Raw genomic sequence first — 16,459 nt, forward strand, 5'->3', positions numbered from 1 at the left:
GGTTAACCAGAGGGCAAGGATGAGTTGCAAAGCAGTGGAAAAAGGTTCGCCGCTTCCTTTCACAAACCGGTAAAGTTTTCGGGACCCCAAGCAGGCGCCCTTTAGCCTCTTCCCCTGATTCCCCACATCTTAAGTCGATTCGAATGGATCGTTCGCCATGCTGCCCGGCATGAAACGATCCGGTCGCGTGCGCGGTGCAATGTCCACCCGCCGAAGAGCGGACAGGGGGTGTCAGATGAGATTCTCGCTTCGCCCGCTTGTGCTGCGCGCCGTCATGCTGGGCTTCGGCCTGGCCCTGGCCGCGCCGGTTGCCGAGCTCAATGCCGCTTCGCTGCTTTCGCCCGGTCCGGCGACGCTGATCAGAAAGTCGACCGAGCCGTTCGGCCTGATAACCAGCCTGCTTGCCGACGGCGGCCTGCACGACAAATGGCTCGGCGTGCAGCGCCAGCTCGCCGACGAATTGGAGCAACTGGCAGCCTGCGAGAGCGACCGCGCCGGCTGCGCGTCGCCGGCGGCGCTGCGATTCCTGGCGATCGTCGATGCCGGACGGGCGCGTCAGGGTCGCGCCCGGCTCGGCGAGATCAACCGCGCGATCAACCTTGCGATCCGTCCGGGCAGCGATCTCGTGGCCTATGGCGAGCCCGACGTCTGGGCGACGCCGCTCGCCACCTTCGCCCGCGGCAGCGGCGACTGCGAGGACTATGCGATCGCGAAATTGGTGGCGCTGCGCAAGGCCGGCGTGGCGCCGGAAGATCTGCGGATCGTCGTCCTGCATGACCTGCTCGGCGGCGAAGACCATGCGGTGCTCGCCGCGCGGCTCGACGGCCGCTGGCTGACCCTCGACAACCGCCGCATGGCGATGATCGAGGACAGCGACATCAGGAGTTTTCGGCCGACCTTCGTGATCGACCAGCACGGCGTCAGCCGCTATGTCGATGCCCCGCTCGTCGCCGAGGCTGCGTGGCGGCCGGCGGCGCGGACGAACTAAGAGCCGGCCAGACATACCTTTCCGTCATTGCGAGCGAAGCGAAGCAATCCATCCCTCCGCGGAAAGATGGATTGCTTCGTCGCTTCGCTCCTCGCAATGACGAGTGAATCCAGATGAGCGACTGCCCGTCAGAACATCAGATTGTCCTTCACTAGCACCCAGCGGCCGCCCTTGACCTGCTGCACCTGGGTGATGGTGTTGGCGAGATGATCCGTCTTGGAGAACTTGGTCGGCGGCGAGCTGAAGATGTCGAGGAATTTGTCGCCTGACTCCAGTGAGTCCAGCATCTTCTGGCCGGAGAGATCCTTGCCCGCCTTCTGCGCGTAGAAGGCGAAGGTCATCACCGCGTTGTAGCCGATGATCGCCTGGGTGTTGGCGTCGGTGTTGAACATCTTCTTGTAGTTCACCAGCCAGTCCTTCACCTTGCCCTTGGCCGTGTCCTCGTAGGGAATCTCGAAGCCCGAGGCCGCATAGAGCCCTTCGACGGCTTCCTTGCCGAGTGCCGGCACTTCGAGCACGTTGGTCGGGGTGGCGCCGAGGAAGGTCACGTCCCAGCCGAGCTTCTTGGCCTCGTTCATCGCGCCGATGGTCTCGCGGATCACGGTGCCGAGCACGACGAGGTCGCAGCCGTCGGCCTTCATCTTGGCGACCTGCGCCGAGAAGTCGGAGGCGCCGCGCTTGTAGCTCGTGACCGAGGCCGGCTGCACCTTCATCGCGCCAAGCTGCTGGGTGAAGCCGTCGAGCACGTTTTTGCCGTACTCGTCATCCTGATGCATGATGCAGGGCTTCTTGAAGTTCTTCCACTCCATCATGTATTTGAGCGCGGCGCGCGTGCTCTCGACATAGGGCAGGAGGTTGTTGAACTTCAGCCGCTCCTGCGGCTTGGCGGGATCGAACTTGAAGGTGAATTCGGCGGCCGTCAGCGGGAACAGCTGCAACACGCCCGCATCGAACAGGATGTCCTGCGCGGCGAGCACGGTCGGCGAGCCCATCGGGCCGATCATCGCGAACACCTTGTCGCGCTCGACCATCTTCTGCGAGGCCAGCACCGCCTTCTTCGGATCGTAGCCGTTGTCCTCCAGGATCATCTTGATCTTGCGGCCGTTGATGCCGCCGCCGGCGTTGATTTCCTCGACCGCCATCTTCATGCCGTTGGACACCGGAACGCCCCAGACCTTGATCGGGCCGGACAAGTCCTGATGCGTTCCGATCACGATCTCGGTCGGCGAGATGCCTTCATTGGTGACCTTGGTCTGGGCTGCGGCCGGCAGACAGGTCAGCGCCAGCGCGCTCACCGCAAGGCCCAGCGCCTTCAGCGATTTCGACATTGCAGTCTCCTCCTTACATGGCCCATGTTAAGCGAAGGGTCGGGCCTGCTCGCTCCTTCGCCAATTCGGTGTCGTCGAATCCTTCTTTGAGCATGATCTCCGCGCAAGCGCTGCGCGCTTGTCGCGAGGGAAGACCGCTTCACACTCTCTCGGATCATGCTCTATGCCACCGCGCGTTCGCCATACATGGCGGCGATCTCGGCCGCGTAGCGCTTGTTCACGAAGCTGCGCTTCAGCTTCATGGTCGGCGTCAGCTCCTCGTCCTCGGGCGTGAGCTGGCGCTCGATCAGATAGAATTTCTTGACGGTCTCGACGCGCGCGAACTTCACGTTGACCGCCTCGACCTCGCGCTGGATCAGATCCTGGATCTCGCGGGCGCGGCACAGGCTTGCGTAATTGGTGAAGGGGATGTCGTGATCCTGGGCGTATTTCTCGACATTCTCCTGGTCGATCATGATCAGGCAGGTGAGATACGGCCGCTTGTCGCCGATCACGACCGCATCCGAGACATAGGGCGAGAACTTGAGCTGGTTCTCGATCTCGGACGGCGTGATGTTCTTGCCGCCGGAGGTGATGATGATGTCCTTCATCCGGTCGGTGATCTTGACATAGCCTTCATTGTCGATCGTCCCGACGTCGCCGGTGTGCAGCCAGCCTTTGGCGTCGATCGTCTCGGCGGTCCTCTCCGGCTGGTTGAGATAGCCCATGAACAGGAAATCGCCCTTGATCAGGATCTCGCCCTTCGGGCAGATCATCACCTCGCCCCAGGGCGCGGCCTTGCCGACCGAGCCGAGCTTGATGCGGTCCGCCGGCATCATGGTCGCGACGCCGCAATTCTCGGTCTGGCCGTAGACCTCGCGCATGTCGATGCCGAGCGCGAGATACCAGCGGATCAGATCCGGCGAGATCGGCGCGGCGCCGGTCAGCGCAATCCGGCAGCGGTCGAGCCCGAGCATGCGGCGGATGTTGCGGAACACCAGCCAATAGGCCGCGCGGTTGGCGAGCCGCAGCGACAAGGGCGGCGTCTCGCCCTGCAGCCGACACTCGGTCATCCGGTTGCCGATCGCGAGCGCGCGGGCATACATCCAGTTCTGGAACGGGGTCGCATCCTTCAGCGCGATGGTGATGCCGGAATAGAACTTCTCCCAGATCCGGGGCACCGCGAGGAATGCGGTCGGCTGCACCTCGCGAAGATTGTCCGGTACCGTCTCCGGGCTCTCGGCGAAATTCATCACCGATCCCAGCGCGAGCGAGAGGTAGTAGCCGCCGACCCGCTCGGCGACGTGACAGAGCGGCAGGAACACCAGCCGCTCCTCGCTGTCGGTCGAGGGGTAGAGATCGTTGGCGTGGCGCATCTGGTGCGTCACACTGCGGTTGGAGTGCATCGCGCCCTTGGGCGGGCCCGTGGTGCCGGAGGTGTAGACCAGGATCGCGAGATCGGAGGCGGTGCGGCTGCCGGTCATCTCGTCCCACAGCGCCGGATTGCCCCAGGCATGATTGCGGCCGAGCGACGTGAATTCCGCGAGCGACAGCACCATCGGATCGGAAAAGCCGGAGAGGCCCTCCATGTCGAACACGACGATCTTCTCCAGCGTCGGACAGCGCGACCGGCAGGTCAGCACCTTGTCGAGCTGCTCCTCGTCCTCGACGAAGATCACCCGCGTGCGGGAATCGTTGATGAGGTATTCGACCTGCGCGGCCGAATCGGTCGGATAGATGCCGGAGGAGACGCCGCCGGCGCACAGGATGCCCATGTCGGCATAGACCCATTCCGGCACCGCGTTGGCGATGATCGAGCCAACGTCGCCGGGACGGAAGCCTGTGGCATGCAGGCCGTAGGCGATGTCCTTGGAGATCTGCAGCCATTCGCGCCAGCTGGTCGGTTGCCAGATGCCGAACTTCTTCTCGCGGATCGCGGGCCTGTCGCCACGCGTTTGAACCGCGAGCAGAAAGCTTCTCGCGATCGTGTCGGCAACCGTCAGCACCGCTGGCCCTGCCATGCGCGCTCCCTCCTCTGCCGCCGGTCTCACGCGCCGGCTTGTGTTGCCGGTCTTGTTGGCGAAACTGGCCTGAAATCTAGCTCCAACTCTCGTTCAGTGCCAAACCTTCCTCGGCGCCATTGCCAGCGCCCAGTCATTCTCAACGCCACGTCTTCTTCTTTTTCCAGCGCCGCTCGCCGCGCGCACCGGCTTCCTTGGCGCCGAGGTAGAACTCCTGGATATCGGGTGAATTCATCAGCCGCTCGCAGGTATCGTTCATGACGACGCGGCCGATCTCCAGCACATAGCCGTAATGCGCCGTCTCCAGCGCGATCTTGGCATTCTGCTCGACCAGCAGGATCGACATGCCCTGCTCCTCATTGACGCGGCGGATGATGGTGAAGATCTCCTTCACCAGGATCGGCGACAGCCCGAGCGACGGCTCATCGAGCAACAGCAGCGTCGGCCGGTTCATCAGCGCCCGCCCGATCGCCAGCATCTGCTGCTCGCCGCCCGAAAGCTGTCCGGCCGGCTGGCCGAGCCGCTCCCTTAACCGCGGAAAATAGCCGTAGACGCGCTCGAGGTCCTGCGCCACACCGTCGCGGTCCTTGCGCAGATAGGCGCCCATCATCAGGTTTTCGCGCACCGACAGGAACGGAAACACCTCGCGCCCCTCCGGCACATGGCTCAGCCCGAGCCGCACGATCCTGTCGGCCTCCATGCGCTGGATCGGCTTGCCGAGGAATTCGATCGAGCCCTTCTGCGGGTCGAGGATGCCGGAGATCGTCTTCAGGACCGTGGTCTTGCCGGCGCCGTTGGCGCCGAGCAGCGTCACGATCCGGCCGCGCGGCACCTCGAGGCTGATGCCGCGGATCGCCATGATCGGCCCGTAATAGCTTTCGATGTTGGAGAGCTTCAGGATGATGTCCGCTGTGCTCATGGCATCATCCTCATGCGCCGAGATACGCTGCGACGACGTCGGGATGGTGCTGCACCTCGGACGGCGAGCCCATCGCCAGCACGCGGCCGTAGTTCAGCGCGATGACGCGGTCGGAGACGCGGTTGACCAGCGTCATGTCGTGCTCGACCATCAGCACGGTGATGCCGAGCTCGCTCTTCATGTCGCGGATCCAGAACGACATGTCGTCGGTCTCCTCGACATTGAGGCCGGAGGACGGCTCGTCGAGCAGGATCAGCTTCGGTTCCGAGCACAGCGCCCGCGCCAGCTCGATCACCTTGCGCACGCCGTAAGGCAATCCCGAGATCAGCTTGTCGCGGTAGGGCTCGAGATCGAGGAATTCGATCACCTGCTCGACGCGGCGGCGATGCGCCTTCTCGCCGGCGCGAACGCTCGGCAGGAACAATAGCTCCTGCCACAGCCGCGTGGTGGAATGGCGATGGCGGCCGACCAGCAGATTGCTCAGCACGGCCGCGTTCTCGAACAGCTCGATGTTCTGGAAGGTGCGGGCGATGCCGAGTTTCGCGATATCGTAGGCCGGCTCCTGGGTGATGTCCTGATCCTCGAAAAAGATCTTGCCGGAGGTCGGCGGATAGATCCGCGAGATCAGGTTGAAGATCGAGCTCTTGCCGGCGCCGTTGGGCCCGATGATCGAGAGGATCTCGCCCTTCTCGACCGCGAAGCTGACCGCATCGACCGCCTTGAGGCCACCGAAGTGCAGCGACAGGTTCTCGGCGCGGAAATAGCTCATCTGTTCCGCTCCGATTTCACATAGATCTTCTGCCGCTTGAAGGTTGCGCGCTTGTAGAGCGGGAACAGCTGAAAGAAGAGCTTGATCTTGAGCCAGCGGCCGTAGAGTCCGAGCGGTTCAAACAGCACAAACAGCACGATGATGATGCCGTAGATCGCGCCCTTCAGCCCGTTGGCGGAGGCGAATGCTGCGACCGCGTCCTGGATGTGGCCCGCGCGCTCGGTGCCGGCACCAAGGGTCGCCGCCATGCCGCCGATCACGCCGGGCATATCGTCCTTCAGATAGGTCAGGAACGGATCGATCATGACCAGGAAGATCGCGCCCAGCACCGCGCCGTGCAGGCTGAACGTGCCGCCGATCAGGATCACGATGATGAACTCGATCGAAAGCTGCAGCGTGAACATCTCGGGCGAGATGAAGGATAGCTTGTGCGCGAATAGCACGCCGGCAAAACCGGTGATCGCCGCCGAGATCGCGAACGACTTCACCTTGTAGAGCGCGACATTGATGCCCATGCTGCGCGCCGCGGTCTCGCTGTCGCGGATCGCGACGAAGGCGCGCCCGGTCGGCGAGCGCAGCAGATTGAGCGTGCCGACGATGGTCAGCACCAGCACCGCAAGGCAGAGGTAATAGAAGGTCGGGCCGTCGCGCGACACCGTGGTGCCGAGCAGCTGCATGGTCTTGACCCGCATGCCCTCATTGCCGTTGGTGACGCTTTCCCAGCGCGCCAGGATCTCCTCGACGATGAACGCAAAGGAGATCGTCGCGATCACCAGATAGATGCCCTGCAGCCGCAGCGCCGGAAATCCGACCAGCGCGCCGACCACGCCGGTCAACAGCCCCGCGGCGAGGAAGTAGACCGGGAACGGCGCATTGAACTGCTGCAGATAGGCCGCGGTATAGGCGCCGATCGCAAGAAAGGCGGCATGGCCGAGCGAGGCCTGCCCGGTGAAGCCGGTCAGGATCAAGAGCCCGACGCCGACGGTCGCGTAGATGCAGACGAAGACCAGCTGGCTCATCAGATAGCTCGAGAGCACGTAGGGCGCGATCAGCAGCACCGGCAGCAACAGGCCGTAGGAATAGATGTAGCCCGAATGCGGGAACAGCTTGATGTCGTCTTCGTAATCGGTCTTGAAGAGAAACCGCATCCGTTGCTCCTCAGACTTTCTTCCGAACATGAAGGCCGAACAGGCCCTCGGGCTTGAGCAGCAGCACCGCGAGCAGCACGATGTAGGGCGCGACGTCCTTCCATCCCTGCGGCAGATAGAAGCCGGCCATGCTCTCGATCACGCCGATCAGGACGCCGCCGACCACGGCGCCCGGGATCGAGCCGAAGCCGCCGAGCACCGCGGCCGGAAACGCCTTTAGCCCCAGCACCAGGCCGACATTGGAATGGATGAAGGTGATCGGCGCCAGCAGCACGCCGGCGCAGGTCGCGACCGCGGCCGAGATCGCCCAGACGATCGAGACCACCCGCTTGACCGGAATGCCCATGTAATAGGCAGCCAGCATGTTCTCGGAGCTGGCGCGCATCGCGGTGCCGAGCGTGGTCCGGTTGAAGAACAGATAGAGCAGCGCACACAAGATGATGGTCGCCGCGATCACCGACAGCTTGTCGTAGGCGAGCACCAGGCTGCCGATCCGCAGGACGCCCCGGCTGAACGGCGTCTCGATCTTGAAGTCGTCGGTGCCCCAAATCATGCCGGAGACCGAGCGCAGGAAATAGCCGAGCCCGATCGTCGCCATGATGATGGAGAATTGCGGGTAGCCGAGGATCGGCCGCACCACGAGCCGCTCGGCCAGCATGCCGAACAACGCCATGCAGATCACCGCGCCGGCGAACCCGACCCAGTAATTCAGCCCGAGCATGCCGATGAAGGTGAAGGCGAAAAAGCCGCCCAGCATCATCAAATCGCCCTGCGCGAAATTGACGACCTCAGTTGCCTTGTAGACCAGCACGAAGCCGAGCGCGATCAGGCCGTAAACGCAGCCGAGCGCGATGCCGCTGACGAGCTGCTGAACAAAGTCCAGCATCGTTCCCTCCCCGATGCCCGGCGATTCTTATCCGATCGCTCGTTGCATCCCGCCTTCACGCCCTTGTGTCTGGAGCGCCGAAAGCCGCCTATGTCCGCCCCGATTGAGCCAAAAGGCCCGATCCCTGTCAACAAACCGCTGTTGTCGCTGTATCATCACATTTGCGGAGATTTGCCGCAGCACGGACTAATACGGATATCACCTTTGATTTGCCCCGTGCGATTCACTGCACCGAAACGGTTTTTGTCCAAGCTTTGCGCAACCGACGAGCGAAATTCCGGATCGCCGCCACGCCATGACACCTGAACTGTCCGCACTCGCCGTGCGAGGGTTAACCAAGCGTTTTGATCGCCCGGCGGTCGACGCGCTCGATCTCACGATCCGTATCGGCGAGTTCTATGCGCTGCTCGGACCGAACGGCGCCGGCAAGACCACGACGCTGCGCATGGTGGCGGGGCTATTGCGGCCCGATGCCGGCTCGGTGTCGATCCTCGGCATCGATGCGCTCGCCGATCCGGTCGCCGCCAAGCAGATCATGGCTTGGGTGTCCGACGAGCCGATGATTTACGACAAGCTGACGCCGCTGGAATATCTCGAATTCGTCGCCGGCCTGTGGGGCATCGATCCGCGCACCTCGGAGAGCTCGGCGCGCGATCTCCTGATGTCGCTCGGGCTTGAGCCGCATCTCAACGAGCGCTGCGAAGGGTTCTCCAAGGGCATGCGCCAGAAGGTGGCGCTGGCCGGCGCGCTGGTGCACGATCCCCGCCTGATCATTCTCGACGAACCGCTGACCGGCCTCGACGCGCTGTCGGCGCGTCACGTCAAGGGACTGCTGCAGGAGCGCGTCCGCGCCGGCTGCACCGTGATCATGACGACCCACATTCTCGAAGTCGCCGAACGGATGGCCGACCGGATCGGCGTGATCGCGGCCGGCAGGCTGATCGCCGAGGGCACGCTGGCCGAGCTGCGCGCGCAGAACGGCCGCCACGACACCACCCTCGAGGACATGTTCATCGCGCTGGTCGATACCGAAGCGGCGGCCGCGTGAGCTCGGTCGCCCACCTCACCTGGTTCGCGCGGCACGAATTCCGCCTGGCGTGGCGCGAATGGCTGGCGATGATGACCGGCGGCCGGCGCCGGCGCAATCGCGCCGTGATTGGCCTTCTGATCTTCGCGGCGATCCTGCATCTGCCGGCTTATGCCGTGGTCAACCGCTATGCCGACCTGCGGTTTCCGCTCGACCCGTCGTCGCTGATCGTGCTGACCGCGACGATCTTCCTGGCCTGGGCGCTGATGCTCTCGCAGGCGATCGAGTCGGTGACGCGCGTGTTCTACGCCCGCGCCGATCTCGATCTGATCATGTCGTCGCCGGCAAAACTCACCAACATCTTCTCGATCCGGATCGCCGCGATCGCGCTGACGGTGAGCAGCATGGCGCTCTTGCTGTCGACGCCGTTCATCGACGTGCTGGTCTATCTCAGCGGCCCGCGCTGGCTCGCCGGCTTCGGCGTCGTCCTTGCGATCGGGCTGTCGGCGGCAGCCGCCGCGATCGCCGTCACCGCGTTCCTGTTCCGCCTGATCGGGCCGAGCCGGACGCGGCTGGTAGCGCAGGTCGTCTCCGCCGTGATCGGCGCCGGCTTCGTCATCGCGCTGCAGGTCGTGGCCGTGCTGTCCTACGGCACGCTGTCGCGCTTTGCCTTTCTTACCTCGGAAACCGCGGCGCGAATTGCCCCCGCCCCCGACAGCCTGCTGTGGTGGCCGGCGCGGGCATCGCTCGGCGACCTCGAAATCATGCTGCTGCTGCTCGCCGCGGCGCTGGTGATGCTCGGCGGCGTGATGGCGCTATTCGCACCGCGGTTTGCCGATACGGTTGCCAGCGTCGCCGCCAATCCGGCTGCGGTGACGCGGGGACGCGCCCGCGCCTTCCGGGCCGGCTCGCGGCAGCAGGCGCTGCGGCGCAAGGAATTCTTGCTGCTGCGCCGCGATCCGTGGCTGCTGTCGCAGAGCCTGATGCAGATGCTCTATCTGCTGCCTCCGGCGCTGATGCTGTGGCGCAGCTTCTCCGGTACGTCGACCGCGATCGTGCTGATTACGCCCGTCATCGTGATGGCCGCAGGCCAGCTCGCCGGCGGGCTCGCCTGGCTGACCATCTCCGGCGAGGACGCGCCCGATCTGGTGGCGACCGCGCCGCTGCCGCCGTCACGCGTGACCCGCGCCAAGGTCGAGGTGGTCCTGATCGCAATCGCCGTGGTCTTCGCCCCGCTGGTGGCCCTGCTGGCGTTTGCCTCGCCAGGGCAGGCCGCGGTCACGGCGATCGCAATCCTCATCGCGACCGCATCCGCCGCCGCGGTCCAGCTCTGGTTCCGCGCGCAGGCCAAGCGCAGCCAATTCCGCCGGCGTCAGACCTCCTCCCGTATCGCCACCTTCGCGGAAGCCTTCTCCTCGATCGGCTGGGCCGCAACCGCGGCACTGGCCCTGACAATCCCGACGGCCGCGCTGGTCAGCGGCATTCTGACGCTGCTGACGCTTGCCATCGCCTGGAAGATCAGCCCGCGGCGCTAGCGTTCATCACCTCGATCACCGCCGCGGCAAACGCCTCCGGCGCTTCCTGCGGCAGATTGTGGCCGGCATGCGGAATCAGGCGATGGGCCAGGCGGCCGGTGTACTTTGCCGCGGTGCGACTGCCGTCGGTCGCGAACGTCACGCCGTCGTCGGCGCCGTCGAGCGAGATGGCGGGGACCCTGATGACAGGCAATGTGTCGAGCCGCCGCTGCAAATCCGCATATTGCGGATCCCCGTCGACAACGCCGTAGCGGTGGCGATAACTGTGGATCACGACGTCGACATAATCAGGATTGTCGAACGCAACCGCAGTCCGCTCGAAGCAGGCGTCGTCGAACGCCCAGTTCGGCGACCATTGCGACCACAGGATTTTGGCGATGCCGCGCCGGTTGGCGGCGAGCCCCGCCCGCCCCCGCTCGAGCTGGAAGTAGTACTGATACCAAAGCGGCACCTCGCGATCAGGCGGCGCCGGCACCATCGCATGCGCGATGTCCTGGATCATGTAGCCGTTGGTGCAGACGAGTCCGATACATCTTTCCGGCCACAGCGCCGCACCGATCGATGCGGCGCGGCCGCCCCAGTCATAGCCGGCGAACACCGCGCGCTCGATGCCGAGCGTGTCCATCAGCGCGATCATGTCGGCGCCGACCGCCGCCTGCTCGCCCGAGCGTGGCGTCGCCTTGTCGCGGAACGCCGTCGGTCCGTAGCCGCGCAGATAGGGCACGATGACCCGACAGCCTTGCGCCGCCAGCACAGGCGCGACGTCCACATAGGAGTGAATGTCGTAGGGGAAGCCATGCATCAGCAGCACGGCCGGCCCATCGGAAGGGCCCGCTTCGTAATAGGCGATGTTGAGCACACCGGCGTCGACATGGCGCAATGGCTCGAGCCGTTTGGTCGAAGGCGCGCGCTGCGAAGAGACGGTATCAGTCACGCAAAACTCCCTGATCTCGATCGTTTGCGCGGCATCCTAGCGTGTCCCGACGCAATAATCGCCCGGCTCGTGTTGCAGCCCGCGCCATGGAGCGATGCACGGGCCTCATCATGACGGCGCGCCAAATGCGCGCTAGTCTTCCGCCCGCGGATGCCGCCGCAGACGGAACAGGTCATGCTGAGATTGCTCGCCGCGCTGGTCTTGCTGGGATCATTGACCGGTCACGCTTTCGCGCAGGATGCCCGGCGCAGCGAATGCCTGGCGATGGCCAACGCGCCGCCGCGCGCCGTCCCCGTGAGCTACCGCCGCGTCGCGGACAAGACCGCGACCAAGTCCGACGAAGTCGCGATCACCTATGCCGGCCATTCGACCTACTACATCGACACGCCCGGCGGCATCCGGATCGCGACCGACTACAACGGCGTCTATCGGACCGGGCGGCTGCCCGACGTCGCGACCATGAACCGGGCCCACGCGACCCATTACACGCTGTTTCCCGATCCCAAGATTCCCCACGTGCTGCATGGCTGGGGCGAGAACGGCCAGGCCGCGCATTACGCCGAGCGCATCGGCGACGTCTATATCCGCAATGTCACCACCGACATCCGCCGCTACTGGGGCGAAGACTCCGGCGGCGAGATGATCAAGGACGGCAATTCGATCTTCATCTTCGAGGTCGCCGGCCTCTGCATCGGCCATCTCGGCCACCTCCACGTCAAGCTCGACGACAGCCATTTCGCGGCGATCGGCCGGCTCGACATCGTGATGGTGCCGATCGACGGCACCTATACGATGTCGCTCGACGGCATCTCCGAGATCACCAGGCGATTGCGCGCCGCCGTCGTGCTGCCGATGCACCGCTTCGCCACCCCGCTCGACGAGTTCATGCGCCTGATCGGCCAGCAGTTCGAGATCGATCGCCGCGGCGGCGAGCGCACTTTGCGGATTTCACGCGACACTCTGCCGGCGACGCCGACGGTGATCATCCTGGATGGGGTGTGAGGCTCAACGGACTCATTCCTCCGCCGCCTGGCTGCGCCGGTAGTGCCGCCGCGATTTGGCAAGATTGCCGCAATCGCCCATCGAGCACCACCGCCGGTTCTGGGTACGGCTCTCGTCAACGAACAACCATCCGCAACCCCGCTCATCCTGGCACTGCTTCACCCTCAGCGCACGGGGCCCGGTCAGAAGGCTCACCGCCGACCATGCGATCGGCTTGAGCAGCGTCTCGGGCGCAACTTTCCCGGCTGTCGGCAGCCACCGCAGGGTGTCGCCGACAGGTCCGAGCGCAACACCGCCCAACGCGGCTTCGAGGTATCGGTTGATATCGGCCAGCGCCGTCGGATCGATCCGGCCGCCTCCGATGCGGCCGATAAAGATCCTGTAGAGCGCCTCGCGCAGACCATGCGCCGCATTCAGAAAGGCATCGGCCTCGTGCGGTGAGGCTTTCCATCGCGCCCTGAGTTGCGCGGCGATCCGGCGATCCGCCAGTTCGGCATCGACCAGCCATTTCAGAATGGAATCCGAGGTCGCGATCCGATCCTCAACCAGGTCGCGGAGACGCCATGCGACGGTATTGACGAACTTGATGCTGAGCTCTTCCCGGGACGACGCCTCAGGCGAAGGAACGCGCGGCATGGTCCAGCAACTCCTCTGGAACGCATAACCCCTTAATGGGTTGGATTTGATAACCCATTAAGGGGTTAGAATCTAGCTCGGGAGCCTCGTATGTCCAAGCGCCTTTTGATTGTCGGCGCGTTCGCCGCCATCTATCTGCTTTGGGGTTCCACCTACTTCGCGATCGCGCTCGGCTTGAAGTCGATCCCGCCGTTCCTGCTGATGGGCCTTCGCTCGCTCGGCGGCGGCCTGATCCTGATCGCGCTGAACGGGGCGGACGTCACGCGTGTTTCGCGGTGGAACTGGCTGACCGCAGCACTTTGCGGCGTGCTGTTCTTCGTCGGCTGCCATGGTGTTCTCGCTTATGCCCAGCAATCGGTTCCGTCCGGCATCGCCGCGATCATGCTTGCTACGATCCCGTTCTGGGTGTTGCTCATCGATTTCCTGTATCCGCAAACCCGGCGTCCCGCGACCATGACGCTCGCCGCATTGCTGCCCGGCCTTGCTGGTGTTGCAATCGTGGGCTGGCAATCGGCCGAACAGGGCCATTTCAGTATCCTTCCCATTCTGCTGCTGCTCGCTGCGGCGTTCTCCTGGGCGGTGGGCACGGTGCTGTCGCGCCGGACTTCGGATCATGGTTCGCCAACATTGTCGTCAGGCATGCAACTGTCGATCGGCGGCGCGGTCCTGTTTGCAATCAGTCTTGCGTCCGGTGAACTGGAAGGCTTCTCGCCGCGCGACGTTTCGGCGCCCTCGCTCGCGGCCGTGATCTATCTCGCCATTGCCGGCAGCGTCATCGGCTTCACGGCATTTCGCTGGCTGCTCGACAATGTGTCGACGTTCATGGTCTCGACCTACATCTTCGTCAACCCGATCATCGCCGTGCTGCTCGGCACGCTGATTCTGGGCGAGCCGTTTTCCGTCACGATGTTGTTTGGAGCGCTTCTTGTCATCGCCTCGGTCATCATCACCTGGCGCGCCGAGCAGGCATCGCCGGCGTCGGCGAGGCAAGCTCAGTCGATGACATGGTCGCGACCGGCAATACGGTCGGGTTGACCGGCACGCGCAGACGTACGCATGCCTCCTCAGGCAGAGGTCAGGCAGAGGCCCGGGTTTGACGCGTCGCTGCGCGGCTCGTTATCCTCCACGCAGCCGACATCGTATCGGCGGCCGACAAGAGCAAGAACAGGGAGCATCATCGATGGCCAGCACTCTGCCCGCCTCCGCCAGCGGGCTCTATGCCAATCCGCGCGAAGACTGGCTCGCCCAATACACCGAGGAGATCATCGATCCGGCCCGGCCGATCGTCGATCCGCATCACCATCTCTGGGACCGTGGGGGCTTGCGCTATCTGATCGAGGAGATGCGCGACGACATCGCGTCCGGCCACAACATCGTGGCGACCGTTTATGTCGATTGCCGGTCGATGTACCGCGCCGACGGCCCGGAGGCGTTCCGTCCGGTTGGCGAGGTCGAGTTCGCCAACGGCGTCGCGGCGATGGCGGCGAGCGGCGGCTACGGCAAGGCGGCGATCTGCGCCGGCATCGTCAGCCACGTTAACCTTCTGATCGGCGATCAGGCCAAGGCGGTGCTGGAGGCGGAGATTGCTGCCGGCAACGGCCGGTTCCGCGGCATCCGCCACTCCTCGGCCTGGGATGAAGACCCCAACGTCGCCCATATGTACGCGAACCGACCGAAGGGCATTCTGCTGGACTCCACCTTTCGTAGGGGGTTCGCCTGCCTGGCACCGCTCGGGCTCAGCTTCGATGCCTGGTTGTTCCACCCGCAGATCGGCGAGCTGACCGACCTCGCCCGCACCTTCCCCGATACCAGGATCGTGCTCGACCATTGCGGCGGGCCGGTCGGCACCGGCCGTTTCGCCGACAAGCGCGCGGAAACCTTTCCGGTCTGGCAAGCGTCGATCCGGGAGATCGCCAGATGCCCGAACGTCGTGGTCAAGCTCGGCGGGCTGGCGATGTGCCTGCTCGGCTACGACTTTCACCTCCGCCCCAGGCCGCCCTCGTCGGAGGAACTTGCCGCCGCCTGGCGGCCTTATGTCGAGACCTGCATCGAGGCGTTCGGTCCGGACCGTTGCATGTTCGAGAGCAACTTCCCACCTGATAAGGGGCAATGCAGCTACCAGGTCATCTTCAACACCTTTAAACGGCTTGCATCACAATATAGCGAAGCCGAAAAGACGGCGTTGTTCTTGAAGACGGCAAAGGATGTCTATCGGCTCGATATCGGGTAAACTCTCGACTCATGGATGACGGCATCACCATCCGGCCGCTTCGAGAGGCTGATGCGGAAGCGGTGGTCGAACTTTACGCAAAGGCAGCCGCGGTGGAACCGCGGCTAGGCCCTGTCACGCTGCCGCAATGGGACCAGTTCCTGAAGCTGCCGCAGAACCGCGGCGGGCGCGGCTTTCGTGTTGCTGAGCGCGATGGCGCACTCGTTGGCCTCGCCGAGTCCTCGTTGCGCGACCAGGGTGCGCATCACACCCGATTCCTCAAGATCGTCGTGGCGCCCGAGATGCGCCGCCGCCGGATTGGCCTCGCGCTGTTCGACGAGGTGCTTGCGATCGACGCCGATGCCGATCTCACCGTGCAGACGCTGGTGAGCAGCGACTGGCCGGCCGGAATGGCCTTCGTCGCGGCCTTCGGTTTTGTTCATGTCGAGTCCGAGATCGGGATGAAGTGCGTCGAGCCGCTGCAGCCGGCGCGCACGCTCGCGGCCGCGCGCGCCACCATCGAGCAGGTCAGCGACGTCAGCGCCTGCGCGGGCGAGGTCGCGCGCATCCACAATGCCGCCTATGCCTCAGACGCCGCCTTCCGCCTGTACTCGCCGGAGGAGATGGCGCAGGTCCTGACCGAAAGCGAAGTCTGGATCGCGTCGGAGGATGGACAGATGTCGGGCTTCTGCCTGACCGAGCCGGAACGGAACTCGATGTGGATCGAGTCGGTCGCCGTCGATCCGGTGCGGCAGGGACGCGGGCTCGGCCAGCTATTGGTGTATCGCGTGCTGGCTGCACACGACGTCTCGATCGAGCACCCGTGCTGGCTCAACGTCTCGAGCCGCAACGCTCCCGCGCTGAAGATCTATCGCCGGCTCGGATTCCGGCCGCAGCACGAGACCTGTCGCTTCAGCGCGCCACGCGGCGACCTGCTCGCCGCGCGGGGGCGGAGGTTTCAGTAGAGCGCGATGACATTGGGTCGGTAGCGACGGCGACGGGATTGCGCTCCCTCGCCCCGTTCTTACGGGGAGAGGGTTGGGGTGAGGGGCCTCTCCACATATTCGGTGACAGCTGC

15 protein-coding genes are annotated in these 16,459 nt (G+C 64.5%); 7 read left to right on the top strand and 8 right to left on the bottom strand.

What is annotated here, in order from left to right; genetic code table 11:
• The first annotated feature begins 235 nt into the window (after nucleotides 1-235).
• Nucleotides 236-988 (top strand): transglutaminase-like cysteine peptidase, encoded by a 753-nt coding sequence (locus J6525_RS16490; protein ID WP_225645429.1) that lies wholly within the window; start codon nucleotides 236-238, stop codon nucleotides 986-988.
• A 128-nt stretch (nucleotides 989-1,116) separates the two neighbouring features.
• On the opposite strand, the gene J6525_RS16495 is transcribed toward J6525_RS16490, so the two are convergent.
• The 6 genes from J6525_RS16495 to J6525_RS16520 all read right to left on the bottom strand — a co-directional run bounded on the left by J6525_RS16495 (nucleotide 1,117) and on the right by J6525_RS16520 (nucleotide 8,038).
• Complete coding sequence (locus J6525_RS16495; protein ID WP_050382511.1) at nucleotides 1,117-2,316, bottom strand: ABC transporter substrate-binding protein; 1,200 nt, start codon at nucleotides 2,314-2,316, stop codon at nucleotides 1,117-1,119.
• 161 nt (nucleotides 2,317-2,477) lie between these two features.
• Nucleotides 2,478-4,316 (bottom strand): AMP-dependent synthetase/ligase, encoded by a 1,839-nt coding sequence (locus tag J6525_RS16500; protein WP_225645430.1) that lies wholly within the window; start codon nucleotides 4,314-4,316, stop codon nucleotides 2,478-2,480.
• 139 nt (nucleotides 4,317-4,455) lie between these two features.
• Nucleotides 4,456-5,235 carry an ABC transporter ATP-binding protein gene (locus J6525_RS16505; protein ID WP_018269124.1) on the bottom strand — a complete coding sequence of 260 codons (780 nt, stop codon included), beginning with the start codon at nucleotides 5,233-5,235 and terminating at the stop codon, nucleotides 4,456-4,458.
• Nucleotides 5,236-5,245: 10 nt separating this feature from the next.
• The gene (locus tag J6525_RS16510; RefSeq protein ID WP_225645431.1) at nucleotides 5,246-6,004 is read right to left on the bottom strand and encodes an ABC transporter ATP-binding protein; all 759 of its coding nucleotides are present in this window, start codon (nucleotides 6,002-6,004) and stop codon (nucleotides 5,246-5,248) included.
• Nucleotides 6,001-7,152 (bottom strand): branched-chain amino acid ABC transporter permease, encoded by a 1,152-nt coding sequence (locus tag J6525_RS16515; protein ID WP_225645432.1) that lies wholly within the window; start codon nucleotides 7,150-7,152, stop codon nucleotides 6,001-6,003. The genes J6525_RS16510 and J6525_RS16515 overlap by 4 nt, the downstream gene beginning before the upstream one ends.
• Before the next feature lie 10 nt (nucleotides 7,153-7,162).
• Entirely contained in the window at nucleotides 7,163-8,038 is an 876-nt protein-coding gene (locus J6525_RS16520; RefSeq protein WP_225645433.1) for a branched-chain amino acid ABC transporter permease, read from the bottom strand.
• A 295-nt stretch (nucleotides 8,039-8,333) separates the two neighbouring features.
• On the opposite strand from J6525_RS16520, the gene J6525_RS16525 reads away from it, so the two are divergent.
• Nucleotides 8,334-9,086 carry an ABC transporter ATP-binding protein gene (locus tag J6525_RS16525; RefSeq protein WP_225645434.1) on the top strand — a complete coding sequence of 251 codons (753 nt, stop codon included), beginning with the start codon at nucleotides 8,334-8,336 and terminating at the stop codon, nucleotides 9,084-9,086.
• Nucleotides 9,083-10,600 (top strand): permease, encoded by a 1,518-nt coding sequence (locus J6525_RS16530; protein ID WP_225645435.1) that lies wholly within the window; start codon nucleotides 9,083-9,085, stop codon nucleotides 10,598-10,600. The genes J6525_RS16525 and J6525_RS16530 overlap by 4 nt, the downstream gene beginning before the upstream one ends.
• Here the strand turns inward: J6525_RS16530 and J6525_RS16535 are convergent.
• The gene (locus tag J6525_RS16535) at nucleotides 10,584-11,534 is read right to left on the bottom strand and encodes an alpha/beta fold hydrolase (protein ID WP_225645436.1); all 951 of its coding nucleotides are present in this window, start codon (nucleotides 11,532-11,534) and stop codon (nucleotides 10,584-10,586) included. The genes J6525_RS16530 and J6525_RS16535 overlap by 17 nt on opposite strands.
• A 174-nt stretch (nucleotides 11,535-11,708) precedes the next feature.
• Here J6525_RS16535 and J6525_RS16540 point away from each other — a divergent pair, with 174 nt between their 5' ends.
• The gene (locus J6525_RS16540; protein ID WP_225645437.1) at nucleotides 11,709-12,536 is read left to right on the top strand and encodes an MBL fold metallo-hydrolase; all 828 of its coding nucleotides are present in this window, start codon (nucleotides 11,709-11,711) and stop codon (nucleotides 12,534-12,536) included.
• A 12-nt stretch (nucleotides 12,537-12,548) separates the two neighbouring features.
• On the opposite strand, the gene J6525_RS16545 is transcribed toward J6525_RS16540, so the two are convergent.
• On the bottom strand, nucleotides 12,549-13,172 hold the full coding sequence (locus J6525_RS16545) for a CGNR zinc finger domain-containing protein (RefSeq protein ID WP_092089715.1): 624 nt from the start codon (nucleotides 13,170-13,172) through the stop codon (nucleotides 12,549-12,551).
• 90 nt (nucleotides 13,173-13,262) lie between these two features.
• Between J6525_RS16545 and J6525_RS16550 the strand changes: the two genes are divergently transcribed.
• The 3 genes from J6525_RS16550 to J6525_RS16560 all read left to right on the top strand — a co-directional run bounded on the left by J6525_RS16550 (nucleotide 13,263) and on the right by J6525_RS16560 (nucleotide 16,346).
• The gene (locus J6525_RS16550) at nucleotides 13,263-14,207 is read left to right on the top strand and encodes an EamA family transporter (protein ID WP_225645438.1); all 945 of its coding nucleotides are present in this window, start codon (nucleotides 13,263-13,265) and stop codon (nucleotides 14,205-14,207) included.
• 145 nt (nucleotides 14,208-14,352) lie between these two features.
• The gene (locus J6525_RS16555) at nucleotides 14,353-15,402 is read left to right on the top strand and encodes an amidohydrolase family protein (RefSeq protein WP_225645439.1); all 1,050 of its coding nucleotides are present in this window, start codon (nucleotides 14,353-14,355) and stop codon (nucleotides 15,400-15,402) included.
• 11 nt (nucleotides 15,403-15,413) lie between these two features.
• Nucleotides 15,414-16,346 carry a GNAT family N-acetyltransferase gene (locus J6525_RS16560; protein WP_225645440.1) on the top strand — a complete coding sequence of 311 codons (933 nt, stop codon included), beginning with the start codon at nucleotides 15,414-15,416 and terminating at the stop codon, nucleotides 16,344-16,346.
• Nucleotides 16,347-16,459 lie beyond the last annotated feature (113 nt).

The sequence above is a fragment of the Bradyrhizobium australafricanum genome, assembly GCF_020329495.1.
GTDB lineage: Bacteria > Pseudomonadota > Alphaproteobacteria > Rhizobiales > Xanthobacteraceae > Bradyrhizobium > Bradyrhizobium australafricanum.

Coding starts and splice junctions, on each gene's coding strand:
- J6525_RS16490 (WP_225645429.1), top strand. CDS start 236: ATGAGATTCTCGCTTCGCCCGCTTGTGCTGCGCGCCGTCATGCTGGGC.
- J6525_RS16495 (WP_050382511.1), bottom strand. CDS start 2,316: ATGTCGAAATCGCTGAAGGCGCTGGGCCTTGCGGTGAGCGCGCTGGCG.
- J6525_RS16500 (WP_225645430.1), bottom strand. CDS start 4,316: ATGGCAGGGCCAGCGGTGCTGACGGTTGCCGACACGATCGCGAGAAGC.
- J6525_RS16505 (WP_018269124.1), bottom strand. CDS start 5,235: ATGAGCACAGCGGACATCATCCTGAAGCTCTCCAACATCGAAAGCTAT.
- J6525_RS16510 (WP_225645431.1), bottom strand. CDS start 6,004: ATGAGCTATTTCCGCGCCGAGAACCTGTCGCTGCACTTCGGTGGCCTC.
- J6525_RS16515 (WP_225645432.1), bottom strand. CDS start 7,152: ATGCGGTTTCTCTTCAAGACCGATTACGAAGACGACATCAAGCTGTTC.
- J6525_RS16520 (WP_225645433.1), bottom strand. CDS start 8,038: ATGCTGGACTTTGTTCAGCAGCTCGTCAGCGGCATCGCGCTCGGCTGC.
- J6525_RS16525 (WP_225645434.1), top strand. CDS start 8,334: ATGACACCTGAACTGTCCGCACTCGCCGTGCGAGGGTTAACCAAGCGT.
- J6525_RS16540 (WP_225645437.1), top strand. CDS start 11,709: ATGCTGAGATTGCTCGCCGCGCTGGTCTTGCTGGGATCATTGACCGGT.
- J6525_RS16545 (WP_092089715.1), bottom strand. CDS start 13,172: ATGCCGCGCGTTCCTTCGCCTGAGGCGTCGTCCCGGGAAGAGCTCAGC.
- J6525_RS16550 (WP_225645438.1), top strand. CDS start 13,263: ATGTCCAAGCGCCTTTTGATTGTCGGCGCGTTCGCCGCCATCTATCTG.
- J6525_RS16555 (WP_225645439.1), top strand. CDS start 14,353: ATGGCCAGCACTCTGCCCGCCTCCGCCAGCGGGCTCTATGCCAATCCG.
- J6525_RS16560 (WP_225645440.1), top strand. CDS start 15,414: ATGGATGACGGCATCACCATCCGGCCGCTTCGAGAGGCTGATGCGGAA.